This is a genomic window from Mycobacterium terramassiliense, from assembly GCF_900157385.1.
GTDB classification, from domain to species: Bacteria; Actinomycetota; Actinomycetes; order Mycobacteriales; family Mycobacteriaceae; genus Mycobacterium; species Mycobacterium terramassiliense.
Map to the genome: position 1 here is coordinate 1,432,314 of NZ_LT717701.1, position 23,293 is coordinate 1,455,606.

Below are 23,293 nucleotides of genomic sequence, written 5' to 3' on the forward strand. Positions count from 1 at the left end.
GGCGATGCCGCGCAACAAGCTCAAGGCGGGACTGGCGATCGTGCTGGCGGGGCTCGTCGTTGTCGGCGCGGCGATCGCCATCCGTAACACCTTCTTTCGCCCGACGACGATCACCGCCTACTTCCCCACCGCCACCGCGATCTATCCGGGCGACGACGTGCGGGTGTCCGGCATGAAGGTCGGCACCATCGCGTCCATTCGTCCGGAGGGGACCCGGGCGAAGCTGGTGATGCACGTCGATCGCAACGTGCCCATTCCCGCGGACGCGAAGGCGGTGATCGTCGCCCAGAACCTGGTGGCGGCGCGCTACGTGCAGCTCACCCCGGCCTACCGGACGAGCGGCCCCACCATGCACGACGGCGGGGTGATCCCGATCGAACGGACGGCGGTGCCCGTCGAATGGGACCAGGTCAAGGACCAATTGATGCGTCTGGCAACGGAATTGGGTCCCAACAGCAAGGTGTCCACCCCGTCGGTCGCGCGGTTCATCGACAGCGCGGCCGACGCGTTGGGTGGCGGCAACGGCGAGAAGCTGCGCCAGACGCTGGCCCAACTGTCCGGGGTGGCCCGGGTCTTCGCCGAGGGCAGCGGCAACCTCGTGGACATCATCAAGAATCTGCAGTCCTTCATCGGGGCCCTGCGCGACAGCAACGTTCAGATCGTGCAGTTCGACAACCGGCTGGCCACGCTGACCAGCGTGCTCGACGACAACAAGTCTGATTTGGACGCGGCGCTGACGGACCTGTCGAGCGCGGTCGGTGAGGTGCAGCGGTTCATCGCGGGCAGTCGCGATGCGACCTCGGAGCAGGTCTCGCGATTGGCCGACGTGACGCAGATACTCGTCGACCAGAAGACGGCGTTGAAGAACGTGCTGCACATCTCGCCGACGGCGCTGGCGAACGCCTACAACGCCTACGACCCGGACTCCGGGAACATCCGCGGTGGCGTCGGCCTGCAGAACTTCACCAACCCCACGTACGCTTGGTGCGCCGGCATCGGGGCCATCGAAAACGTCACCGCCGTCGAGACGGGCAAGCTGTGCGGCTTGTATCTGAGCCCGGCGCTGAAGGTGTTCAACCCCAACTTCATCGTCAACTTCAACTACCTTCCGATTCCGGTCAACCCGATCCTGTCCCCGTCGTTCGCCCCGGAAAACGTCGTCTACAGCGAGGACCGGCTGAAGCCCGGCGGGGAGGGCCCCAGGCCCGGCCCGCCCTTGCTACCGCCGGCCGTCTCCGCGTACACGGGGCTGCCGGGCGACCCGGTGGGACCGCCGGGTTCGGTGCCCCTGGGGCGCATACCCGGCGGTCCCACCGGGTCCGGGTTCGGTGCCCCTGGGGCGCATACCCGGCGCGGCGATGCCCGAGCCCCCGCCGGGCGAACCGCCGCCCGCCGCAGCGCCGCCCGCCTCACCGCCGCCGGCCGCCCCGGCGAACCTTCAGGACATGTTGCTGCCGGGTGAAGGAGCGCAACCATGAGCGCCCGTGTCGCGGTGAGGCGGGTGCTCGGCATCGGTTGCGCCGTCATGCTCGCCGTGAGCGGATGCGCCTTCAACGGCCTGAACTCGCTGCCGCTGCCCGGCGCGGTGGGACGAGGTCCGGGCGCCACCACCTACCACGTGGAGCTCGCCAACGTCGTGACGATGGAACCGAATTCGCCGGTCATGATCGACGACGTCATCGTCGGCAGCATCAGCAAGATGACGGTGCGCGGGTGGCACGCCGACGTCGAGATCTCTGTGCAACCCGGCACGGTGATCCCCGCCAATGCGGTCGCGAGCGTCGGCCAGACCAGCCTGCTGGGTTCCATGCACCTGGCACTGAATCCGCCGCTGGGCCAGCAGGGCGTCGGACGGTTGCAACCCGGCGCCACCATCCCGCTGAACCGGTCCTCCACCTACCCGTCGACCGAACAGACGCTATCTTCGCTGTCGGTTGTCCTCAACGCCGGGGGGCTGGGCCAGTTCGGGGACATCATCCACAACTTCAACGCCGCCCTGTCCGGAAACGAAGGCGCGGTTCGCGATCTCCTCGAGCGGCTCGACAGGTTCGTGGGCACACTCGATCAGCAGCGCGACAACCTGGTCGCGTCGATACGGGCGCTGAACCGCCTCTCCGGCACATTCGCCGCTCAGCGCGACGTGATCACCCAGGCGCTGTACAAGATTCCGCCGGCGCTGGACGTCCTCGTCAAGGAGCGCCCGCGCATCACGACCGCGCTGAACAAGCTCGGGACGTTCAGCAACACCGCGACCCGGCTCGTCAACGACGCGGGGGATGACCTGGTGAGGAATCTGAAGAATCTCGCTCCGGCACTGGGCGCGCTCGCCGACATCGGTCCGGATCTCGACGCCGCCATCGCATACGCGCCGACGTTCCCGTGGACCCAGAGCATCATCGACCGATACATCCGGGGCGACTATCTCAACGGGTATTTCATCATCGATTTGACGAACGCCGGTCTGCGCAAGGGCATCCTGCGCGGCACCCACTGGGAACGGATCGGCGCCGAGGCCGTACCCGGGCCCGGGGATCCCGAATACCTGCAATACAGATACGGTGCTCCGCCCGGGGCGCCGGGCGCGCTCAGCAAACCCGGACCAGTTGGGGAACCGGCACCGTTCGGGCCACCGCCACCCTGGGGGCGGCCGCTGCCGGGACCGCCGCCGTCGGCGGCGCCGGCGCCGGTCAACCCGCAGTCGGGAGACGCACCGCCACCCGCGGCGCCGCCGCCGGTGTCACCGTTGATCGCGGGCTTGACGTGGCTCGGTCCCGATGCGCAGAAGGGGCCATCGTCGTTGCCCGGCCCCGCGCCGGCGCCAGCGGCCGACCAGGGCGCCCCGGTGCCGGGTGCGACGCCGACCACGAGCCAGCCGACGGACGGGGGCTCGTAGATGCTGACCCGTTTTGTCCGTATCCAGTTGGCGATCTTCACGATCGTCGGGATCGTCGGTGTGGTCGTCATGGTGTTGTGGTACATCCAGGCGCCGACCCTGCTCGGCATCGGCAAGATGACCGTCACGTTGAAACTGCCCGCCACCGGTGGCCTGTACCGCTTTGCCAATGTGACCTACCGCGGGGTGCAGATCGGCAAGGTGACCGCCGTGGGGCTGACCCCTGACGGCGCGAAAGCCACTCTGTCCCTTGATACTTCGCCGAAGATTCCGGCGGACCTGAAAGCCGAGGTGCTGAGCATCTCCGCGGTCGGTGAGTACTACGTCGATCTGCGGCCCCGAAACGACTCCCCGCCCTACCTCCACGACGGCTCGGTGATCGCGATGAACGACGCGACGATCCCCCAGCCGATCGGCCCCGTGCTGGACCAGTCCAGCAAGCTGATCAACAGCATTCCCAAGGGCAAGCTCGGTCAATTGCTCGACGAGTCGTTCAGTGCATTCAACGGCGCCGGTTACGATTTCGGTTCGCTGTTCGACAGTTCGTCACGGCTCTCGGGTGACCTCAACGGCGTCGCCGACCGGACCCGGAGCCTGACCGAAGACACCGGGCCGTTCTTGGACGCGCAGGCCCAGACGGCCGATTCGATCCGAACGTGGGCGCGCAGCCTGGCCGGATTCAGTGGGCAGCTGGCGAAAGACGACCCGCAGTTCCGCACTCTGCTGCAACGGGGGCCGGGAGCCTTGGACGAGGCGTCGCGGCTGCTCGATCAGATCAAACCGACGCTGCCGGTACTGCTTGCGAACCTCACCACGATCGGCCAGATCGGCGTGACCTATCACGCTTCCCTCGAACAGATCTTGGTCTTGCTGCCGCCGTTCACCGCGGCGATCCAGTCGTTCATCGGCACGAAGTCCCCGACGGGGTTGGCCACGGGCGCCTTCAACCTCATCATCAGCGACCCGCCCGCGTGTACGGTCGGCTTCCTGCCGCCGAGTCAATGGCGTTCCCCGGCCGACACCCGCACCATTGACACGCCGGACGGGCTGTACTGCAAGCTGCCCCAGGATTCACCGATCGCGGTGCGCGGTGCCCGCAACTATCCCTGCATGGGGCAGCCCGGGAAACGCGCCCCGACCGTCGAAATCTGCGAGAGCGACAAGCCTTTTCAGCCGCTGGCGATGAGACAGCACGTCTTCGGCACGTACCCGCTGGACCCCAACCTCATCGCGCAGGGGATCCCGCCCGATGACCGGGTCAACTGGAACCGGGAGAGAATCTTCGGGCCGGTGGAGGGAACGCCGCTTCCCCCGGGCGCGGTTCCGCGGGGAACGCCGCCGGGATCGGCATTACCGCCGCCCGCGGCGCCGCTCAGCCCGTTGGCGCAAATGGGGGAGGTGTCGCCCATAGCGCCGATCGATGTTCCCGCTTCCCCTGCCGGTTCACCGGCGCCAGCCGCGGCGAGCGCGCCGCCGGCCGCACCGCCCGCGGGGCCGTCGGCGGCGCCAAGTGCGTTCGGCCACAGTGAGTCTCAGACGGGTCCGTCGGTGGCGATCGCCCAATACAACCCGCGCAACGGCACCTACGTGACGCCGGACGGCCAGGTTTATCGCCAGGCGGATCTGGCCGCGCCGACCACGCCCAAGGCGCCGAAGACGTGGAAGGACATGTTCGCCACGTGAAACACGTGGCGCGCCTTTAGGTTACAAGCGGCGGGTCAGCCGATTTTGTCCAGCCTGAACGGCTGGTCGATGTAGAGCGGCTTGTTGGTGCCGCAGGCGCCGCTGGGCCCGGACGTCTGTTCCCGCCCGGCCAGGACCGTCGACCCGAGGACTTTCTCACCGGTCTCCGGGTTCGCGGGATAGAAATGTATGACGTCGTGACCGACGAATGAGGTGCCGTCGGGGCAGGTCGTCCAATTCGGAATGTCGCGTTTGACGAACCAGGTGGACCCCTCGTTCATAAATATCGGTGCGGTCCAGCCCTGATCGCTGACGACCGTACCGTCGCACCGGTAGGCCGTGGAACACGACGTGGTGATCGTCCAGGTGCTTCGGACCACCGGCTCCTGGTGAAAAATCTCGTTGGTCCGGGCCCAGTCGCCGACCACGGTGGCGGTGTACTTGCCGTTGATGGAGGGGTCATAGGCCCACGCCGACGGCGCCACGCCTATACCGCCGGCTATGCCGACGGTCACCAGGGTTGCGCTAATCGCCACATTTATCGGACGCATCGTGTGCTCCTTGACGCCCTAAATACCGCCAATTCCAAGCGAATCGAATTCACAGACTAACACCGACCTCGCATGTCACGGAATGGTTTAACTCGACGCTTGGGTGGGATTCACAGGACATCGAATTTATCGATGAGCCACGATCCTTTTACCTTCGCCATCTCTACCTTCAGGCTGCTCGAGGTCACCACCGGTTCCGGCTTCGCCTTGCTCGTGGTCTTCTGCTTGATGAAGACAAGCACTGCAGCCGAATTCGGGTGCATTTCCGACACTGCGGCCTTGACCACCGTGGCCATCGTCGTGACTTGGCCGCGCTGCGCCGACGGGCCCACGACCTGGTCGACGAACCGTTGGTAGTAGGCCAGATAGTCTTCGGTGAGCCGGGATTTGGCGTTGGCGAAATCGCGTTCAAGGGTTTCGGGCGAGTAGGACAGCAGCGCCACCGCGCCGTCGCTGGCCGCCCTGATGACCTGCTGCTCCGCGGCACGGTCGGTCTGCACATCAGGGCGGTAGTCGAAGTAGAAGATCCGGGCGGCGTTACCCAGGGTGGCAATCAGCAAAAGCGTCAACAGAATTGGGCGCCACCGCGCCAGGCAGCGACGTGTCCAGCGCGCGATCGCACGGGTTCGGCGGGCGGGGGTCGGCCGCTGAGCGGCCTCGGCGGGCGCCGCGCTGTCGACCATCACGGGACGAACTCGAGTCTCGAAATCTTCAACTGCCCAGCGTCGCGTTCGACGGTAACGACGATTCGCATCGACCGCGATTCCGGCTTGGCCTGACCGGGCTTGATGATCTCGGATTTCGCCGCGACCAGGACAACCGCGGAATCCTGGCTCATGGACTGCACAGCGGCGGCTTGCACCGAGCCCGTGGAGTTGACCTTGGACTGCTCGACCGCTTTTACGGCATCCTCGCCGCCCATCAAGATGCTGACCTTGAAGGTCCCGGTCGTGTCGTCGACGAAGCGCTGCAGATCTTCTCTGGCCTTACTCGCATCGATCGTCATCATCGTCACGATGGCATTGCGGGCGGCGGCGGCGAACTCCGAGCTGCGCTGCCGTTCCTGCGCGACGCCGCGGTGATGCCACACCAGGTAGCCGCTGCCTGCCAGCGAGGCGCAGACCACCCCCACCGCCGCGACCGCGGCCATGGCCTTCCGGCTTGGGCGGCGCGGCCGCCACCGGCGGGAGCGCGCCGACTCCTCGGCGCCGTTGTCATCGCCCGGCGCACCGTCGAGCTGTTGGCGCAGTCGTAGAGCGCGGGCGCGGGCGGCCTCGGCACGGGCTTCCGCCTCGGCGACCTCTGCGGCTTCGGGGATCTCTGTGAGCGGGGGAGGCGGTGGCGGCGACGGGGCCACCACGAGTCGATCGCCGGCGTCGGTGGCCCCAGCGGGAAGCTTGCGCCGAGGCACTGGATCACCTCCTCGTCCGCGCCTACAGGAGAGCCACATTATCACTGCCAGACGGGCACGCCGGCGGCGGCGACGGAGGAATTGGATGCGTATCTTCTCGAAGCCGGAGAATTCTATTCACAGAGGTGGGCCAAGTAATTTAAAGTGTTTCCGTGCGATTCATCGTGGCAGCGGCCGCCGCATGCTTAGGCCTTTTGCAAGGTCTGGGGCTGTTGGCGGCGCCGCCGGCAAGCGCCGGACCGGTCAATTGCGATTATCCGGACTGCACGCCCGGCATCATGCCGCACCAAGTGCTCGGTGCGCCGTGCGACAACACCACGTACTACGTGTTCGGGACGGCCGACTATTACGTGTCTTTCGCCACGCAACCCGGTCGCCTGATGTTCTGCGGCTCGCCAAGGCGGTATGAGCCCCGCTGGTTCCGGTCGCCGCCGATGGCCGGCGTCAAGGTCGAGGGCTCGTCCTGCGTCGACTACCCGGAGTACTACGTGGCGCAGGCGCCGGACGGGCTGTTCCTGGTCTGCAATGCGCATGACGGAACACAGGTTTGGGAGCGCGGCGACACCTGATTGGCGGCGCGACTTACGGCCGGGTGTTCGGAATCTCCGGCCAGTCCTGGAACGGGCTGGGCCCCCAGTAGTCGCCGTTGTGAATCGTGCCGTCCATGTCGCGGTGGTGCGCGTCGTGACACGTGGTCGGATCCCATTGGGGGCCCCATGCCGGGTCGAACGGCTGGCCCGGGCACCAGTGGTAGCCGACGAACGGCCAGGGCGGGTTGTCGGCGTGAGCGCCGGCTGCGGTGGCCACGCCGACCAGTCCCAGGCCGGTGGAGGCCATGACCGCTGCGGCAGCGAAACGCGCGACTTTGCTCATGGCAGAACCGTACCCGAGCGCGCTGGCACCGGACCAGGAAAATTGCTGGAAACAGCGGTCAGTCGGCCGCGTCGATCAGCCGGCGCGTGATGCGCCCCACCTGGGCGCGCAGGGCGTCGTCGTCGATGTCCGCCACCAGGGGGGATATCACCCCGACGGCGATGGCGCCCGACAGCATCGCCGCCGCGACCCGCGCGTCCTCGGCGGCGTCGTCGAGCAGCACGCCGTAGAGCCGCTGGATGAATTGCTGGAACGGCTCGTGCTCGCCCAGCAACCGCACGATGACGGGATCGAACTGCAGGGTGCTTGCCGCGCCGCGCCGTTCGATGGCGACGTCGATGACCCGATCGAGCAGTGCCTCCCGCGCCCTGCTCCGGTGGTCATCCGCCTCCGCGGATTCCAGCGCCTCCTCGAGACCCCCGAGCTCGCGCTCGGTGAGCGCGATGACGATTTGCTCCTTGGTCTTGAACTGGTGGTAGACGGCGGCCTTGGTGACCCCGATGGTGTCGGCGATCATCTGCAGCGAGGTTCCGCCCACGCCGTGCTCGGCGATCAGCTGCAGCGCGGCGTCGAGGATGCGCGTCTGCGCGGGACTGCGCGTGATGAACCGAAACCGGCTCTTGGTCTGCGGGGAAACCACTCCGGAAGCGTAGCCGATCGGCTATTGACCGCGGATAGCCGATCGGCTAGTTTCGCTGACTAGCCGGGTGTGGCCGACCGCCCCGGCGCGCTGGAAGGAGTCACCCATGACCGACATCGGCGCCGAGCAAACACCGGGCGTCCCACGAAATGCGTTGCGGCGCATGGATGGTGAGCTGATCCTGCTATGGACGCTGCCGGCGACGGTGCTGATCTGGATCGGCGCTTTCGTGCTCTTTCCGGGCTTCACGCCGCCGATGTCGCCCACGATGTCGGCGGAGCAGGTAGCCGCGTTCTACCGCGATCCGGCCCACCTTCCCGAGATCCGCTACAGCATGATCGTTTTCAACTGGTTCGGCGTGTGCCTGGTGCCGATCCTGGCGCTGATCGTCTTGCAGATCCGCAGGATGGCGCACCGGACGCCGATCTTCTCCTACGCGATGTTGGGCTGCGTCGCCGGCGGCCCCACTCTTTTCCTCGTCGCGAACGTCTGCTGGCTGCTGGCCGCCTTCCGCACCGAGCGCAGCCCGGAGCTGACCCAGTTGCTCAACGACTTCGCGTGGATAACCTTCACGATTCTGGTGCCCTTCCTCATCGGGCAGAGCGTGATTCTCGCCCTCGCAATCTATTTCGATGATCAACCGCGCCCCGTCTTCAAGCGGTGGGTGGCCCACTTCAACCTTCTCGTCGCGGCCGCGCTGGTGCCCGCGGCATTCGTCGGCGTGACCCTGACGGGCCCGCTGGCGTGGGACGGGTTGCTGTCCTTCTGGACGAAAAACATTGCCATCGCCGTGTGGATCGTCGTCATGGGCGTCGCTTTGGGCCAGGCCGTTTACCGTGAGCGTGCCGAATATCGCCGGGGCGGCGAAGAACTCGCCGTCGCATGAGCGCGGCGATGATGACCCCGTCGGCGGCAACGGCGCCCCCGGGCCCGCTGCATCGCCGGATCGGTTGGCACCTGCGGCGCGGCCCCAAGCGCGAACTGTGGCTGGCCTGGGCGGTGCTCGTCGTCTTCTACAACCTCTTCTTTCCGGTGTTCTTCATAGTCGCCCAGGTCCAGCCGCCGCCGCAGCCCACCTGGGACCTCGCGACGCAGGCGCACTGGTTTCACGAACGCCACCTCGGGATACCCGTCGGCTTCGGCGTCATCTTCGCTGTCAGCGGCATGATCGCGATCAACAACGCCCTCGTCGCGTACTCGATGCGGCGAATGTCGGTCAGCCCGGCGTTCGCCTATTCGTACCTGATCATCTACTCGCTCAGCGCGGTTCCCGGCATGTTGCTGCTCAACATCGCGCTGATCGTCGGGGCGCTGCGACCCGAGCGAGACCCGGAAGTTCTCGGCTGGCTCTACGACTTTGCCTTCTTGTCCTTCGACGGAACCATGGGGGTTTTCCTGATCGGCTCGCTGATCTGGATGGTCGCGATACTGCTCGACAAGAATCGGGTCTTCCCCAAGTGGTTCGGCTACCTCAACCTGTGCAATGCGCTCACCGAGGTTGTCGTGGCGCCGTGCTGGATCTTCCGGCGCGGCGTGTTGGCATGGAACGGTCAGATCGCCTGGTGGCTGGACATGGTCGTCTTCGCCGTCTATCAAGTCACTTTCATCGTCATGTTGTTCCGCATGATCCAGCGCGAGGACTTCGGCACCGGGCCCCTGCCGGAGTTGCAGCCGGAGCTCGCCCGGAAAACGGCGGCCGCGTGATGACCGAGGTGGCCGACAAGAGCGCACGCGCCAGGTTCGTTCCGGGCCAGCCGGACATGTGGGCCTTCGTCCTGTTCGAAACGCTGGTCTTCACAGGGTATTTCGGCTTCTATCTGTTCTACCGCAGCCAGACCCCCGAGCTCTTCCTGCACTCTCAGGCGCACCTCGACCTGCGTATCGGGGTCCTCAACACGTTGGTCTTGTTGCTGAGTTCCTGGTCGGTGGCGCGGTGCGTCCAGTCGTCACGGGCCGGCGCAGCCCGAGCGGCGCTGCGCGACGTCTTCATCACGGCCGCATTCGCCGCGGTGTTCCTGTTTTTCAAGGTGTTCGAGTGGTTTCGATTGGTCCGCATGGGAAACGGTCTGGACAGCAACGACTTCTTCACCTACTACTTCTTTTTGACCGGTATCCATTTCGTACACCTGCTGATCGGCTTCGTGGTGCTCGGTGTCATCGTCTACCAACTCCGGGGCCCCGCCCGGCCGGAGCCGGAGCGCCAGGAGAACGTCGAAACGTGCGCCACCTACTGGCACACGGTCGATTTCCTCTGGGTGCTCATCTTCGCGCTGCTGTATGTGGTGAGGTGAGAGGTGATCGCGTTCAATAAGCGGTTGTTGGTCGTGTGGCTGGTGCTGGCGTCGCTGACCTTGAGATACTTGGTGATCGATCACTCGGTAGATGGATCGCGAGGGCCCAGTGCGGTGGTCACGTCCAGCGTCATCGTGATCGCAGTTATCAAGGTGCGCATCATCTTTCGCGAGTTCATGGAAGTCAGGCAGGCGCCCGCCCTGCTGTGCCGCCTCACGGACGCCTGGGTGATACTGATCGCCGCGAGCCTGCTGGCCTGCTACTTCGCCGGGATGGCGATCCGATAGTTCGCAAATGTCAACGCGCTGGACGCGGGGACCCCGTTACTTCGGCGTAAAGGTGAGGTGTAGTTCGCTGAGCCCGCGCAGGATGTACGTCGGCTCGTAGGTGTATCGCCGGTCGTCCGCGGGCCCGTGCTTGACCTCGTTGATCTTGATGTCGCCCATCCGGTCCAGGATGCGTTCGATGGAGACGCGGCCCTCCACCCGGGCGAGGGGCCCGCCCGGGCACGAGTGCACGCCGCGTGCGAACGCCATGTGCTCGCGGACGTTCTTGCGGCGCAGGTTGAACTCGTGCGGGTTGTCGAACCGGCGCGGGTCACGGTTGGCCGCCCCCGGCAGCACCATGACGACGGTGCCGGCGGGGATGTCGACGCCGCCGACCGTGGTGGCCTTGCGGGCCAGGCGGGAGTCGCTTTTCACCGGACTGTCCATCCGTAGCGATTCCTCGATGAACCCGGGGATGAGGCTGCGGTCATCGCGCAGCGCTTGCTGTATGTCCGGCCGGTCGCCGATCACCTGCAGCGCGGCACTGAGCAGCTTGGCCGTGGTTTCCTGCCCGGCGGCGAAAAGGAAAGTGGCGGAACGGACCACCTCGATGACTTCGGGCGTGGACCCGTCCGGGTATTTCGCCGTCGCGAGGGAGGTCAGCACGTCGTTGCGCGGTTCGGAGCGCCGGTCCTCGATGTAGGCGCAGAACTTGTCGTCGAGCCATTCCAGCGGGTTGATGCCGACGCTCTCATGGTCGAGGGCACCCACCCGCGCGTCGGGGCGGTCGGCGCCCAACACCACACGGAACTCCTTGTGGTCCTCCTCCGGGACGCCGAGCAGGTCGGCAATCACCAAGGTGGCGAACGGCTTTGAATATTCGCTGATGAACTCGCACTCGCCGTTGACCAGAAACTCGTCGAGCTGGCGGTCGGCGAGGCGCCACATGAACTCCTCGTTCTGCTTGAGCCGGCTAGGAGTGAGCAGCTTGGCCAGCACCGACCTGGCCTTGGTGTGATCCGGCGGGTCCATGGTCACCATGTGCTCGTTCATCGGGAAGTAGCTGCGGTGCTCGTCGATCTGCGGGCTGATGTCGTCGCCCTCGGGCTGGAATGGCAGCGGGGGAAACGGCCCGCCGAGCGCGACGATGTTCGAGAAGGTGTCGGGATCCTTGTAAACCTCGGTGGCCTCTTCGTAACCGGTGACCGCGACGACCCCATGGTGCGGCAGCCGCAGCACCGGGTTCTGGTTGCGCAGGTAGTCGAAGTAGGGGTGGGGATCGGGCACCAGCGATTGATCGGTGAAGAAGTCGATCGTGTCGAAGTTGCTCATGTCCTGCGTGCCTCCAAGAGCGGCTTTCGGCCGAATGATGAGTCAGCGGCGAGACCCTGCGCCCGCCCGAGTCAGATGTCCATTATCCATGAAGTGCTGAGCACTTGCTTAGCATGGCGGTATTGTCAGGGTCAAGATCGCGGCGCTTGGGAGGCGCGACGGTCTGGCTACGATCAGGCATGGTCGACACTGGGATGTCGCGAGTGCATCGAGAGTGTGGAGTCAAGGCATGACACCTGCTTCCGTGGCCCGCAGGATCGGGGCGCCGGACGCGAAAAACCGCGGCCTGCTGCTCGACGCGGCCGAGCAACTGATGCTCGAAGAGGGCTATGCCGCCGTCACCTCGCGTCGGCTCGCCAGCCGGGCGGGGCTGAAACCCCAACTGGTGCACTACTACTTCCGCACCATGGACGAGCTGTTCCTCGAGGTCTTCCGCCGCCGCGCCGAGGAAGGGCTGCGGGCGCAGGCGCGAGCGCTGCAATGCCCCCAGCCGCTGTGGGCGTTGTGGAGGTTCGGCACGGATCCCGGCTTCACCCGAATCTCGATGGAGTTCATGGCGCTGGCCAACCATCGCAAGGAGATGCGAGCCGAGATCGCTTACTACGCGGAACGCTTCCGCGAGGAACAACGCCAGGTGGTGGCCGCGGCGCTGAAGCGTTACGGCGCCGAAAGCGAGGACGTGCCGCCGGTGGTGTGGACGGTCCTGATGACCAGCCTGTCGCGGTTTTTGGTGCTTGAGCAGGCGGTGGGCATATCCGGTGGGCACGCCGAAACCTTGGAGCTGGTCGAGACTTACCTGCGTCGGCTGGAAGGCGAGCCGCAGCCCGTTGCGGGGATACCGCCCACCTGGTTGGTTCACCAGGTCCGCAGCGAACAGAGCGCGCCCTTGGGTCCAACCTTGGACACCACGACCTTGCCGTCGACCGACAGGTCGCATTGAATGCCGGGATCCCCCGGCTCGCGCCCGGTAGTGACCGTCACCATCGCCCACTGGTCCGGGTTCAACAGGTTCACCGGTTGGACCCACGGCTTACCGGGGCCGACATCGGCGTGGACCTGCGGGGTGAACGCGTACGGGTTGTGGCTGTAGTCGGAGAAGACCGTGGGGTCCTGATCCTGGTAGAAGATGTCGACGTAGGCCGGGGTCCTGGACGAGACGATGTACACGACCTGGTGCCAGACCGGGTCCGCGTGTGCCCGCCCTGCGTTGATCAACAGGCCCGTTAGCGCCATCAAGGTCGCCGCGCCAACGCCCAACAGTCTCTTCGCGGTGCTGGTCATGTCGCTCCTTCGGCTGCCGGGCGCGGACTGGCGGTGCGGTTCATCACCCGATCTGCGGCCTGCCAGTGGGCGTCGGCAACCCACAGCCGTGCAAAGGATGCTATCGCTTCATCAGGGGAAACACCGCTGATTACCCGTTTTATCTCGGCCGCCGGGTGGCGGGCCAGCGACATGGCGACCGACCGCCAGCCCTCGTCGAACGAGGCGCGGGGAAAAACCAGATCCACCAGGCCAATCCGCTGTGCCTCCGCGGCATCGAGCGCAGTTCCCGAGCCCGCCAGGAGCAATGCCTTGCTCTTGCCGACGATCGCGGCCAGTCGTTCGGCGCCGCCCCAGGCCGGCATGATCTCCAGCGTCACCTGATTGAAGGCGATCTTGACGTCGTCGGCGGCCACCCGGATGTCGGCGGCGACGGCGAATTCGGCGCCGCCGCCGAAAGCGTGGCCGTTGAGGGCGGCGACCACCGGCGCCGGAAACGCCGCCAACTGATCGCAGATGGACCGCATCCGCCTGGCCATGGCCGCCGCGTCCTCTTCGGTGCGCAGCGCGCTGAGTTCCTTGAGATCACCGCCCGAGACGAAAGCCCGGTCGCCCGCGCCCTTGACGACCAGGGCCCGCGCCCCCGCCGCGGCGTCGATCGCCTTCTCCAGCTGCTCCATGGTGTCCAGCGCGATGGCATTGCGCGCGTGGGGACGATCGATGGTGAGCACCGCCAGCCCGCCCTCGAGAGCAGGGCTGTACTCGAGGTCCACCATGCGTCATCGCTCCAGGGAATGAAAAAGCCGCGAATTACCGATATTGGCATTCTCTTTCGGGGAGAATAACATCATCGCAGCAGGTCCAGAAGTTCGTCACCGAGGATCGAGGTCGCCCGTGCGTAACCGAATCGTGGCGGCAGCGGCCGCGGCGCTCGCCGTGGCGGGCCTCGGCGCATGCAGCCCAAAGCCGCAGACCCCCATCTCCAGCACGGCGTCGGTGACCGTCAACGGAAACGACGCGAACATCCATGTGGTCAAGTGCAGCCAGTTGGAGTGGTACCGCACGATCGAAATCGGCGGCGATTTCGCCGGGGCCAAGGTGGTGATCGATCAACGAGCCGAGCCGTTAACCGCCGAGTCGGTCCGTATCCAAAATCTGGGCGGCTTCACCGGGATGTACTCGGCACACGACGGCGGCAACGCCGACATGAGTCTCAGCGGCGACAAATTCACGATCACCGGCACCGCCAACGGCTACCAGACCGACAAGCCGGGCGAGGCGGCTTCAGCGACGTTCAAAATCGTCGCGACCTGCTGACTGTCGCGGACCCAGCGCCGGCAGGTGGGGGCCACGTTGCGGTCGGCGGCCCGTAGAGAATAGTATTCTCGTAAATTGCGAAGGAGGATTTCATGGGCCAGTTGTCGCACCGGGAGGACGTCCCGTTTCCGATCTTTGACGCGGATAACCATCTCTACGAGCCGCCGGAGGCGCTGACCAAGTTCCTGCCCAAGGAGTACAAGGACTTCGTTCAGTACGTGCAGATCAATGGGCGCACCAAGATCGCGATCCGCGGCCACATCAGCAACTACATTCCCAACCCGACCTTCGAGGTCGTCGCCCGGCCGGGCGCCTGGGAGGAGTACTTCAAGTACGGCAACCCGGACGGCAAGAGCAAGCGCGAGCTGTTCGGTGAGCCGATGCGCGCGATCCCGGCGTTCTTCGAGCCCGGCCCGCGCCTGGAAAAGATGAACGAGCTGGGTCTGGACCGCACCCTGATGTTCCCCACGCTGGCCAGCCTGCTCGAGGAACGGCTGCGCGACGATCCGGTCGCCATCCACGTCCTGATCCATGCGCTGAACGAATGGCTCGATGAGGTCTGGGGCTTCAACTACCAGAACCGGATCTTCACCACCCCGGTCATCACCCTGCCGATCGTCGAGAAGGCGATCGAGGAGCTGGAGTGGGCGGTCAAGCGCGGCGCGCGCTGCATCCTGGTCCGCCCGGCTCCGGTCCCGGGCTTTCGTGGCCCGCGGTCGTTCGCGGTGCCCGAGTTCGACCCGTTCTGGGAGCGGGTCGTCGAGCACGACGTGCTGGTCGGCATGCACTCCAGTGACAGCGGCTACTCGAGGTACACGTCGGAGTGGGACGGCGCCGAACAGGAGATGCTGCCGTTCCAGACCAATGCGATGGGCATCCTCAACGAGTGGCGGCCGATCCAGGACGCGGTGGGCTCGTGGGTGATCCACGGTGCGCTCTACCGCCACCCGAAGCTTAAGGTGGCGATCGTCGAGGCCGGTTCGAAGTGGATGACCCCGCTGCTCGACGGCCTGGCCGAGGTCTTCCGGAAGGCCCCGGAAGTCTTCCCGAGCGACCCCGTCGAGATGGTCAAGAACCGCATCCACGTCAGCCCGTTCTTCGAGGACGGCATCGACGATCTGGTCAACCTCGTCGGGGTGGATCAGGTGTTGTACGGCTCGGATTGGCCGCACCCCGAAGGGCTGGCTGAGCCGACCTTCTACGTCAACGCGCTGTCGCACCTGTCCGTCGACGACCAGGCAAAGATCATGGGCGGCAACCTCGGTCGGCTCGTCACGGTGTGACCCAGGCGCGCCCATGGCAGACCATCCCCGAGATGGTCTTGAGCGCGGCGGACCGGTTCGGCGACGCGGAAGCGGTCGTTGACGGTCCGCTGCGTTTGACATTCAGCGAAGTCGAGAAGCGGATCCGTTGTGCTGCAGGAGCTTTCGCAGACCTCGGCGTCGACAAGGGCGATCGGATCGCGATCTGGGCGCCGAACTCCGCCGAGTGGATAATCGCCGCATTCGGGTTGCTCACCGCGGGGGGCGTGCTGGTGCCGGTGAACACCCGGTTCAAGACCGAGGAAGCGGGCGACGTCATCGCGCGCAGCGGCGCCAGGGCCGTGCTGGTGCAGAAGGGATTTCTGGGCCAGGACTACGTTGCGCCCGCGGGGATACCGGTCATCGACCTGAAGTCCGAGTTCCTCTCCAGCGGTTCACCGTTCGAGCGAGCGGTGGACGGCACCGACATCTCGGACATCATTTTCACCTCGGGCACGACGGGCCGCCCGAAGGGCGCGATGATGAATCACGGTCAGACGCTGCGCATGTACGACGAGTGGGCGACGCTCGCGGACCTGCGGGAGGGCGACCGCTACCTGCAGATCAACCCGTACTTCCACACGTTCGGCCTGAAAGCCGGGCTCATCACGTCCTTCCTGCGCGGCGCGACGATGCTTCCCGTCGCGGTGTTCGACGTCGACTCGGTGGTGAACCTCATTGACCGCGAACGCATCACGATGCTGCCCGGCCCGCCGACGCTGTACCACTCGTTGCTGACGGTCCGGGACAAGGCCAAGCTGTCGACGTTGCGGGCGGGCGTGACCGGCGCCGCGGACATCCCCGTCGAACTGGTCCGTCGCATCCACAGTGAATTGCCGTTCCAGACGTTGATGACCGGATACGGCCTCACCGAGGCGGGCAACGTGACCCTGTCCCGGCCCGGTGATTCGTTCGAGGACGTGGCCACCACCGCGGGACTGCCCTGCGAGGGGGTCGAGGTGCGCATCGCCGACGACGGCGAGGTGTTGGTCCGCGGCTACGGCGTCATGCAGGGCTACCTCGACGACCCCGTCGCCACGGCCGACGCGATCGACGCCGACGGCTGGCTGCACACCGGGGACCTGGGCAACCTGGACGACGCGGGCCGGCTGCGCATCGTCGGGCGCAAGAAGGACATGTTCATCGTCGGCGGATTCAACGCGTACCCGGCCGACATCGAAGGCTTCCTGATGCACCACCCGGCGGTGGCGCAGGCGGCGGTCATCGGCGTTCCCGACGAGCGGCTCGGGCAGGTGGGGAAGGCTTTCGTCGTGGCGAAAAACCCTGTCAGCGCTGAGGAATTGATCGGCTGGTGTCGCGAGCGGATGGCCGGCTTCAAGGTGCCGCGTTCGGTCCAGTTTCTGGACGTCCTGCCCCTCAACGCCACCGGCAAGGTGGTCAAGGACTTGCTGAGTTAGTCCGCCGGCACCGGCGTATGCCCGATAAGAGAATCTCGTTTCCACAGCTTGTTATGCGTTTGTCGAGCGAGGCCGCGGCGGAATGAGCGGAACGCTCAGGTGATGGTGATAACGTGGCTCTCCTGGTCGTCACGGCATGCGCGGCCGCGAAGAATATCGGCGCAAGTGCTCGCGCGCCGGCGCGTGGCCCGAGTAGGGTTGCCCATCGGCGACGGCCAGAAGCAGACTTGCCACGACGGCAAGGGGTAGAGGAGTTTGGCATTGAGTCAGGAACAGCCTTGTTTTCGGGCTGGTGAGCGGTGAGTGGGGGCACCCGCCAGAATGCCGCTGAAAAATCGGTTCCGGTGAACGAGGACGAAACCCCAAGCACTGCCGCCGAAATCCGGGCGCTGGCCGAACAGGCCGAGGCCGAGGCCGACGAGGCCGAGGCCCTTGCCGCCGCCGCGCGCGCCCGCGCCCGGGCCATCCAGTTGCGCCGCGAGGCCGAACTTGCCGAAGCCAAGCAACAAGCCGCCGAGAAAGCCGTCGCGGAAGTCCCTGCAGAGGCCGAGCCGGACGCGACCGCATCGGTCGAGGCCGGGGTGCCCGACGCCCCGCCCGAGCCGGAGGGCGACCTCACCGAGGCCGCGGACGATGCGGAAACCGTCGAGACAAAAGAGCCCGCCGCGGAGGCCGAAGCCGATGCGTCCGCCGACGCGGCGCAGCCGGCGCGACGGCGGCGCCGCCTCCCCGGACGCGTTCGTCGCCCCACCTGGTCCACCCTCGCGGCCAGCCTGGCGATCCTCGTCATCCTCGGCGCGCTGGCGGGCAGCGGCTACATGATCAAAGAGCATCGCGATGCCGTCCAGCGGCGCCAGCGTGCGGCCGAATTCGTCGCCGCGGCGCGCCAGGGCGTGGTGACGCTGACGTCGCTGGACTTCAACAACTCCAAGCAAGGGGTGCAGCGCATCCTGGAGAACTCCACCGGCTCGTTCAAGGACGACTTCCTGAAGATGGCCGACGATTTCACCAAGGTGGTGGAGCAGTCGAAGGTGGTTTCGCAAGGCAGCGTTCAAGCCGCGGCGGTGGAACTGGACTCGATGACCAAAGACTCGGCGGTCGTCCTGGTTGCCTCCACCTCTGAGGTCACGAATGCGGCTGGCGCCAAGCAGGATCCGCGCAACTATCGGCTGATCGTGACGGTCGCACGCGACGGTGGCCAGCTCAAGATATCGAAAGTCGAGTTCGTGCCGTGACCGCAGACAAAACATCGGCTCAGAAGACCGCCGAGGTCGAAGAGACCGCGCAGGGTGCAGAGGCCGCGGAGGGCGCAGAGGTCGAGGCAACGGTTGACGCCGAAACGCCGGCCGACGCCGACTCCGCCGAAGACGTCGACTCCGTCGAAGACATCGACTCCGTCGACTACGACGACAAGGAGCCGGGTCGCCTGAAGCGGTTCGCCGCGCGGGCAAAGAAGCGCTCGTCGGGAAGGGTTGTCCCGGCGGTCCTGGCGGTGCTCGTGGTCGCGTCGCTGGCCTTGCTCGGCTTGCTGTACTGGTTCTCCTACCGGCCCGACCGGGCGACCGACGCGGGCGCCGCGAAGGCGGCGATCTCGGCCGCCAGCGAGGGCACGGTGGCGGTGCTGTCGTACTCCCCGGACACGCTCGATCGCGACTTTTCTTCCGCCAAGTCGCATTTGACCGGCGACTTCCTGTCCTACTACGACCAATTCACCCAGCAGATCGTCGCCCCGGCCGCCAAGCAGAAGGCGGTGAAGACCACCGCGGTGGTCCTGCGGGCCGCGGTATCGGAGCTGCATCCCGACTCGGCCGTGGTGCTGCTGTTCGTCAACCAGAGCACCCAGAGCAAGGATCGGCCGGAGCCGACATTCACCAACAGCAGCGTGTCGGTTACCCTGACGAAAGCTAATGGCAGATGGCTGATTTCGTCGTTCAACCCGGTATAGGGCCGTCGCGTTGACGACCGGCGATATCCACTCGATGGTGATCGCGTCGGATTATCGCGTCCCGGACCCCAGCCGGGTATGGCCGCTGCTCGAGCGCAACAAGGCCGCTCTCGCCGACATCGGCGCCCACCACGTGCTGGTGTATACGTCCACGCACGACTACGGGCGCGTACTCGTGATGATCGGCGTGCACAGCCGCGAACCCATCGTGGAACTGCTGCGCTCGCGGGTCTTTTTCGACTGGTTCGACGCGGCCGGCGTGGAGGACATCCCCGCCGTCTTCGCCGGCGAGATCGTCGACAGGTTCATCCCGCAACCGCCGGCCGCGCCGGGGGCGCCGGGCGTGGTGGTATGCGCGATCGCCTCCGTCGACGACGTGTCGACCCTGACCGCGGGGGTCCGCTCCGCGATGGACCGGTTCACCGCCGCGGGCATCCGAAAGACCTGGGTTTTCCAGGCTTTCGACGACGAGCACGAGGTCCTGATATTGCAGGAGTTTCCCGACGAGGACGGCGCGCGGCGGTGGATCGAACACCCGGACGCCGCGGCGCAGTGGATGTTGGGGGCCGGCGTCGGGGCCTACCCCCCGCTGTTCGTCGGGCAGTTCTTCGACATGATGCGCATCGAAGGGGACTGAGCGCACCCGATGTTCGTGTGCCTGTGCAACGGCGTCACCAGCCAGGCGGTCGCCGAGGCCGTCGCGGCGGGGGCCTCGACGACCAAGGATGTCGCGCAGGCGTGCGGGGCGGGCGCCGATTGCGGGCGTTGCCGGCGCACCGTGCAGGCGCTACTGCGATCGTCGGCGCAAAACCGGACGGCGCGGCCGACCTAGCGGCGGGCGCTGCCCTCCGGTGACATCGGTCCGACGAGCTGGCCGAGCAGGCGGGGGATCTCCATGCGCGGCAAGACGACCTCGACGAACACCATCCGGTCCCGGTGCTCGGCCGCCGCGGTGAACGCGTCGTCGAGCTCGCCGTAAGTCTGCGCCCGGAACGCCAGGTGGTTGGCCACCCCCAGCGCCCGGGGGATCTCGGTCCAACTCCAGCTCACAATGTCGTTGTAGGGGGCCGTCTCTCCGTGAATCGCCCGTTCGACGGTGTAGCCGTCGTTGTTGACCACGACGATGACCGGCGACAACCCCTCGCGCGAGAAAATGCCGAGTTCCTGGACGGTCAGTTGCGCGGCCCCATCGCCGATCAGCAACACCGTCCGGCGCTCCGGATGCGCCACCGCGGCACCGACCGCCGCGGGCAGTGTGTAACCGATTGAGCCCCAGAGCGGTTGACCGATGAAGGTGACGCCCTGCGGCAGCCGGTGGTCCGCCATCCCGTAGAACGACGTGCCCTGATCGGCGAGGACCACGTTGCCCGGTGTGAGCGCCTCACAAAGCCGGTCCCACACCATCTGCTGCGTCAGTGGCTCATCGCGCGACGGGGCCGGCGGCGGGGGCTCGGCCGGCGGCGGCGTCACCGGCGGGGAGGTGATCCCGCGCCGAACCAGGATGCCGGCCAGCGCCTCCAGCGCGGCGCCCATCTCCAGCGGGGCGAATACCTCGCCCCCGACGGTGCTTTGGTACTGCCCGATGTCGATGGTGCGCGCCGGGTCGATCCGCTGGCTGAAGAATCCGCTGACCATGTCGGTGAACACCACGCCCGCCGTCACCAGCACCGGCGCCTCCTCGATCGCGGCGCGAACCCACGCGGCGCTGGCCGAACCCGCATAAATGCCAAGGAAATTCGGAGAGCTCTCGTCGAGCAGGCTCTTTCCCCACATCAGCGTGGCGTGCGGCACCACGTCGGCCGCCAGCAACGCCTCGAGCTCTTTGACGGCTTGCAGGCGGTGGACCAGCAGGTCGGCCAGCACGGTCAACTGGTGATCGCCGATGAGTTCGTTGGCGGCCTCGGTGAACAGCGACAGCGCGCGGGGGCTGGTGCCGCCGGTGTAGCGGGGCAGCGGTGCGTCGGGCGGTTCGGTGGGGAAGCGGGCCACGTCGGTGGACAGCAGGAGGTAGCCCGGTCGCTTTTGTTCGCGCACCTCGGACAGCACTCGGTCGATCTCTCTGCATGCCGTCGCCGGCATGAGATTGGCCTGGGCGCAGGTGATTTCGCGGCTGATCCGGAAGAAGTGCTCGAAGTCACCGTCGCCCAGCGAATGGTGCAGCGCCCGTCTGGTGCCCTGCGCGTCTTTCGAGGGACCACCCACGATGTGCACCACCGGTACGTGTTCGGCATAACTGCCCGCGACCGCATTGGCCGCCGAGAGCTCGCCGACACCGAATGTCGTTACTACGGCCGACATTCCGCGTAGCCGCCCGTAACCATCGGCGGCGTACCCGGCGTTGAGCTCGTTGGCGCTGCCCACCCACCGAATGGTCGGGTGCGCGACGATGTGGTCCAGGAACGCCAGGTTGTAGTCGCCGGGGACGCCGAATATCTCGGAGACACCGAGCTCGGCGAGGCGGTCCAACAGGTAGTCACCGACGGTGTAGACAGGATCAGTCACGAAGACGACGGTACGCCTGGCCCAAACGCCTTCCGGCCGGGCGCCGAGTGGCCTATCGTGCGGGCCATGGCAATCAAAGAATCCCGCGAGATCGTCATCGAAGCCAGCCCCGAGGAGATCCTGGACGTCATCGCGGACTTCGAAGCGATGCCCGAATGGTCGGGACCGCACCAGAGCGCCGAAGTGCTGGAGACCGGCGGCGACGGCCGGCCCAGCCAGGTGAAGATGAAGGTCAAAACGGCGGGCATCACCGACGAACAGGTGGTGGCCTACACGTGGAGCGGCAACGAGGTGAGCTGGACGCTGGTGAGTTCGGCCCAGCAGAAGTCGCAGGACGGCAAGTACATTCTGGTGCCCAAGGGCGACGACCAGACACTGGTCAAGTTCGAGGTGACCGTGGACCCGAACGTCCCACTGCCCGGTTTCGTGCTCAAGCGCGCGGTCAAGGGGACGATGGATTCGGCCACCCAGGAGCTGCGCAAGCGCGTGCTCCAGGTCAAGGGTAAGTAGCCGCCCGTGGCCGGCGGGCCCCTGGCCGGGGTGCGGGTGATCGAACTCGGCGGCATCGGGCCGGGGCCGCACGCCGGGATGATGCTCGCCGACCTCGGCGCCGACGTGGTGCGGGTGCGGCGGCCCGGGGGCCTGACGATGCCGCCCGAGGATCGCGACCTGCTGCACCGCGGCAAGCGGATCGTCGACCTCGACGTCAAGGCGCAGCCCCAGGCGCTGCTCGAGTTGGCCGGCAAGGCCGACGTGCTGCTCGACTGCTTCCGGCCCGGGACATGCGAGCGACTCGGCATCGGTCCCGACGACTGCGCCGCGGTCAATCCGCGGCTGATCTTCGCGCGGATCACCGGCTGGGGGCAGCAGGGCCCGGTGGCCCGGACGGCCGGCCACGACATCAACTATCTGTCGCAGACGGGTGCGCTGTCGGCGCTGGGCTACCGGGATCGGCCGCCGATGCCGCCGCTGAACCTGGTCGCGGACTTCGGTGGCGGTTCGATGTTGGTGCTCCTCGGCATTGCCGTCGCGCTCTACGAGCGGGAACGCTCGGGCAAGGGCCAGGTCGTGGACGCCGCGATGGTGGACGGCGTCAGCCTGCTCGCCCAGATGATGTGGACGATGAAGGCGACCGGTTCGCTGCGAGACGAGCGCGAATCGTTTCTACTCGACGGCGGCGCCCCGTTCTACCGCTGCTACGAGACCTCCGACGGCAAGTACATGGCGGTCGGCGCCATCGAGCCGCAATTCTTCGCGGCGTTGCTCACCGGGCTCGGCTTGTCGCCCGAGGAGGTACCGGGCCAGCTCGACATCGGTTCGTACCAAAGGATGTACGACGTCTTCGCGGAGCGGTTCGCCAGCCGCACCCGCGAGGAGTGGACGACAATTTTTGCGGGCACCGATGCGTGCGTCACCCCGGTGTTGACCTGGAGCGAAGCCGCCACCGACGACCATTTGAACGCGCGGTCGACGGTGATCACCGCCCATGGGGTCGAGCAGGCCGCACCCGCGCCGCGTTTCTCCAGAACGCCGGCCGGCCCGGTGGGACCGCCGCCGGCGGCAACGACACCGCTCACCGAAATCGGCTGGTAAGTAGAGATTTCGGCGA

26 protein-coding genes and 1 pseudogene are annotated in these 23,293 nt (G+C 66.5%); 18 read left to right on the forward strand and 9 right to left on the reverse strand.

The features are described from left to right. Positions 1 to 4: 4 nt before the first annotated feature. The 3 genes and pseudogenes from MTAB308_RS21520 to MTAB308_RS21530 all read left to right on the forward strand — a co-directional run bounded on the left by MTAB308_RS21520 (position 5) and on the right by MTAB308_RS21530 (position 4,576). Positions 5 to 1,478: pseudogene (locus MTAB308_RS21520) on the forward strand (MCE family protein). Further along, complete coding sequence (locus tag MTAB308_RS21525; protein ID WP_077101978.1) at positions 1,475 to 2,893, forward strand: MCE family protein; 1,419 nt, start codon at positions 1,475 to 1,477, stop codon at positions 2,891 to 2,893. Before MTAB308_RS21520 ends, MTAB308_RS21525 begins: the two are co-directional and overlap by 4 nt. Continuing rightward, entirely contained in the window at positions 2,894 to 4,576 is a 1,683-nt protein-coding gene (locus MTAB308_RS21530; RefSeq protein ID WP_077101980.1) for an MCE family protein, read from the forward strand. It begins immediately after the preceding gene. 35 nt (positions 4,577 to 4,611) lie between these two features. Here the strand turns inward: MTAB308_RS21530 and MTAB308_RS21535 are convergent, their stop codons facing one another. The 3 genes from MTAB308_RS21535 to MTAB308_RS21545 all read right to left on the reverse strand — a co-directional run bounded on the left by MTAB308_RS21535 (position 4,612) and on the right by MTAB308_RS21545 (position 6,538). Further along, entirely contained in the window at positions 4,612 to 5,127 is a 516-nt protein-coding gene (locus tag MTAB308_RS21535) for an Rv2253/PknI dimerization domain-containing protein (protein WP_077101982.1), read from the reverse strand. A gap of 110 nt (positions 5,128 to 5,237) precedes the next feature. Next, complete coding sequence (locus MTAB308_RS21540) at positions 5,238 to 5,810, reverse strand: twin-arginine translocation pathway signal (protein WP_077101984.1); 573 nt, start codon at positions 5,808 to 5,810, stop codon at positions 5,238 to 5,240. Then, positions 5,810 to 6,538 (reverse strand): hypothetical protein, encoded by a 729-nt coding sequence (locus tag MTAB308_RS21545; protein WP_245831465.1) that lies wholly within the window; start codon positions 6,536 to 6,538, stop codon positions 5,810 to 5,812. Before MTAB308_RS21545 ends, MTAB308_RS21540 begins: the two co-directional genes overlap by 1 nt. Positions 6,539 to 6,690: 152 nt before the next feature. Here MTAB308_RS21545 and MTAB308_RS21550 point away from each other — a divergent pair, with 152 nt between their 5' ends. Then, positions 6,691 to 7,107 (forward strand): hypothetical protein, encoded by a 417-nt coding sequence (locus MTAB308_RS21550; protein ID WP_077101988.1) that lies wholly within the window; start codon positions 6,691 to 6,693, stop codon positions 7,105 to 7,107. Between the two features lie 13 nt (positions 7,108 to 7,120). Here MTAB308_RS21550 and MTAB308_RS21555 read toward each other — a convergent pair whose 3' ends face one another. Further along, positions 7,121 to 7,411: an Mtp family mycobacterial-type pilin gene (locus MTAB308_RS21555; RefSeq protein ID WP_077101990.1), complete on the reverse strand. Its 291-nt coding sequence runs from the start codon at positions 7,409 to 7,411 to the stop codon at positions 7,121 to 7,123. Positions 7,412 to 7,469: 58 nt separating this feature from the next. Further along, entirely contained in the window at positions 7,470 to 8,051 is a 582-nt protein-coding gene (locus MTAB308_RS21560; protein ID WP_077101992.1) for a TetR/AcrR family transcriptional regulator, read from the reverse strand. A gap of 106 nt (positions 8,052 to 8,157) precedes the next feature. Between MTAB308_RS21560 and MTAB308_RS21565 the strand changes: the two genes are divergently transcribed. From MTAB308_RS21565 to MTAB308_RS21580, 4 genes are read left to right on the forward strand one after another with little or no spacing between them, the layout of a single operon-like run. Continuing rightward, the gene (locus MTAB308_RS21565) at positions 8,158 to 8,937 is read left to right on the forward strand and encodes a hypothetical protein (RefSeq protein ID WP_077104630.1); all 780 of its coding nucleotides are present in this window, start codon (positions 8,158 to 8,160) and stop codon (positions 8,935 to 8,937) included. Continuing rightward, positions 8,934 to 9,755, forward strand: coding sequence for a hypothetical protein (locus MTAB308_RS21570; protein WP_077101994.1), 822 nt, complete (start codon positions 8,934 to 8,936; stop codon positions 9,753 to 9,755). The genes MTAB308_RS21565 and MTAB308_RS21570 overlap by 4 nt, the downstream gene beginning before the upstream one ends. Then, positions 9,755 to 10,342, forward strand: a complete 588-nt coding sequence (locus MTAB308_RS21575; protein ID WP_077101996.1) for a cytochrome c oxidase subunit 3 family protein — start codon at positions 9,755 to 9,757, stop codon at positions 10,340 to 10,342. The genes MTAB308_RS21570 and MTAB308_RS21575 overlap by 1 nt, the downstream gene beginning before the upstream one ends. A 6-nt stretch (positions 10,343 to 10,348) precedes the next feature. Continuing rightward, positions 10,349 to 10,630 (forward strand): cytochrome C oxidase subunit IV family protein, encoded by a 282-nt coding sequence (locus MTAB308_RS21580; protein ID WP_425436351.1) that lies wholly within the window; start codon positions 10,349 to 10,351, stop codon positions 10,628 to 10,630. Between the two features lie 36 nt (positions 10,631 to 10,666). Here the strand turns inward: MTAB308_RS21580 and MTAB308_RS21585 are convergent, their stop codons facing one another. After that, positions 10,667 to 11,941 carry a cytochrome P450 gene (locus tag MTAB308_RS21585; RefSeq protein WP_077102000.1) on the reverse strand — a complete coding sequence of 425 codons (1,275 nt, stop codon included), beginning with the start codon at positions 11,939 to 11,941 and terminating at the stop codon, positions 10,667 to 10,669. 229 nt (positions 11,942 to 12,170) lie between these two features. Here MTAB308_RS21585 and MTAB308_RS21590 point away from each other — a divergent pair, with 229 nt between their 5' ends. Continuing rightward, on the forward strand, positions 12,171 to 12,881 hold the full coding sequence (locus MTAB308_RS21590) for a TetR/AcrR family transcriptional regulator (RefSeq protein WP_077102002.1): 711 nt from the start codon (positions 12,171 to 12,173) through the stop codon (positions 12,879 to 12,881). On the opposite strand, the gene MTAB308_RS21595 is transcribed toward MTAB308_RS21590, so the two are convergent. Together MTAB308_RS21595 and MTAB308_RS21600 are read right to left on the reverse strand one after the other, a co-directional pair. Then, the gene (locus MTAB308_RS21595) at positions 12,797 to 13,222 is read right to left on the reverse strand and encodes a LamG domain-containing protein (protein ID WP_077102004.1); all 426 of its coding nucleotides are present in this window, start codon (positions 13,220 to 13,222) and stop codon (positions 12,797 to 12,799) included. The genes MTAB308_RS21590 and MTAB308_RS21595 overlap by 85 nt on opposite strands. Beyond that, positions 13,219 to 13,977 carry an enoyl-CoA hydratase/isomerase family protein gene (locus MTAB308_RS21600; protein ID WP_077102006.1) on the reverse strand — a complete coding sequence of 253 codons (759 nt, stop codon included), beginning with the start codon at positions 13,975 to 13,977 and terminating at the stop codon, positions 13,219 to 13,221. The genes MTAB308_RS21595 and MTAB308_RS21600 overlap by 4 nt, the downstream gene beginning before the upstream one ends. Before the next feature lie 118 nt (positions 13,978 to 14,095). Here MTAB308_RS21600 and MTAB308_RS21605 point away from each other — a divergent pair, with 118 nt between their 5' ends. From MTAB308_RS21605 to MTAB308_RS21635, 7 genes are all read left to right on the forward strand, one after another. After that, complete coding sequence (locus MTAB308_RS21605) at positions 14,096 to 14,518, forward strand: lipoprotein LpqH (RefSeq protein ID WP_077102008.1); 423 nt, start codon at positions 14,096 to 14,098, stop codon at positions 14,516 to 14,518. 92 nt (positions 14,519 to 14,610) lie between these two features. Beyond that, positions 14,611 to 15,801, forward strand: coding sequence for an amidohydrolase family protein (locus MTAB308_RS21610; RefSeq protein WP_077102010.1), 1,191 nt, complete (start codon positions 14,611 to 14,613; stop codon positions 15,799 to 15,801). Next, the gene (locus MTAB308_RS21615) at positions 15,798 to 17,237 is read left to right on the forward strand and encodes a FadD3 family acyl-CoA ligase (protein ID WP_077102012.1); all 1,440 of its coding nucleotides are present in this window, start codon (positions 15,798 to 15,800) and stop codon (positions 17,235 to 17,237) included. The genes MTAB308_RS21610 and MTAB308_RS21615 overlap by 4 nt, the downstream gene beginning before the upstream one ends. 344 nt (positions 17,238 to 17,581) lie before the next feature. Beyond that, positions 17,582 to 18,472 (forward strand): hypothetical protein, encoded by an 891-nt coding sequence (locus tag MTAB308_RS21620; RefSeq protein WP_245831467.1) that lies wholly within the window; start codon positions 17,582 to 17,584, stop codon positions 18,470 to 18,472. A 191-nt stretch (positions 18,473 to 18,663) separates the two neighbouring features. Then, entirely contained in the window at positions 18,664 to 19,182 is a 519-nt protein-coding gene (locus tag MTAB308_RS21625) for a twin-arginine translocation pathway signal (protein WP_245831539.1), read from the forward strand. Positions 19,183 to 19,192: 10 nt separating this feature from the next. Beyond that, positions 19,193 to 19,819: a fatty-acid--CoA ligase gene (locus MTAB308_RS21630; protein ID WP_108637375.1), complete on the forward strand. Its 627-nt coding sequence runs from the start codon at positions 19,193 to 19,195 to the stop codon at positions 19,817 to 19,819. A 9-nt stretch (positions 19,820 to 19,828) separates the two neighbouring features. Next, positions 19,829 to 20,014 (forward strand): (2Fe-2S)-binding protein, encoded by a 186-nt coding sequence (locus MTAB308_RS21635; protein WP_077102016.1) that lies wholly within the window; start codon positions 19,829 to 19,831, stop codon positions 20,012 to 20,014. Here MTAB308_RS21635 and MTAB308_RS21640 read toward each other — a convergent pair. Beyond that, positions 20,011 to 21,684 carry an alpha-keto acid decarboxylase family protein gene (locus MTAB308_RS21640; RefSeq protein ID WP_077102018.1) on the reverse strand — a complete coding sequence of 558 codons (1,674 nt, stop codon included), beginning with the start codon at positions 21,682 to 21,684 and terminating at the stop codon, positions 20,011 to 20,013. The genes MTAB308_RS21635 and MTAB308_RS21640 overlap by 4 nt on opposite strands. A gap of 66 nt (positions 21,685 to 21,750) precedes the next feature. On the opposite strand from MTAB308_RS21640, the gene MTAB308_RS21645 reads away from it, so the two are divergent. Together MTAB308_RS21645 and MTAB308_RS21650 are read left to right on the forward strand one after the other, a co-directional pair. Beyond that, a complete protein-coding gene (locus MTAB308_RS21645) occupies positions 21,751 to 22,194 on the forward strand; it encodes an SRPBCC family protein (RefSeq protein ID WP_077102020.1) in 444 nt (147 codons plus the stop codon). A 6-nt stretch (positions 22,195 to 22,200) separates the two neighbouring features. Then, complete coding sequence (locus tag MTAB308_RS21650) at positions 22,201 to 23,277, forward strand: CaiB/BaiF CoA transferase family protein (protein WP_077102022.1); 1,077 nt, start codon at positions 22,201 to 22,203, stop codon at positions 23,275 to 23,277. Positions 23,278 to 23,293 lie beyond the last annotated feature (16 nt).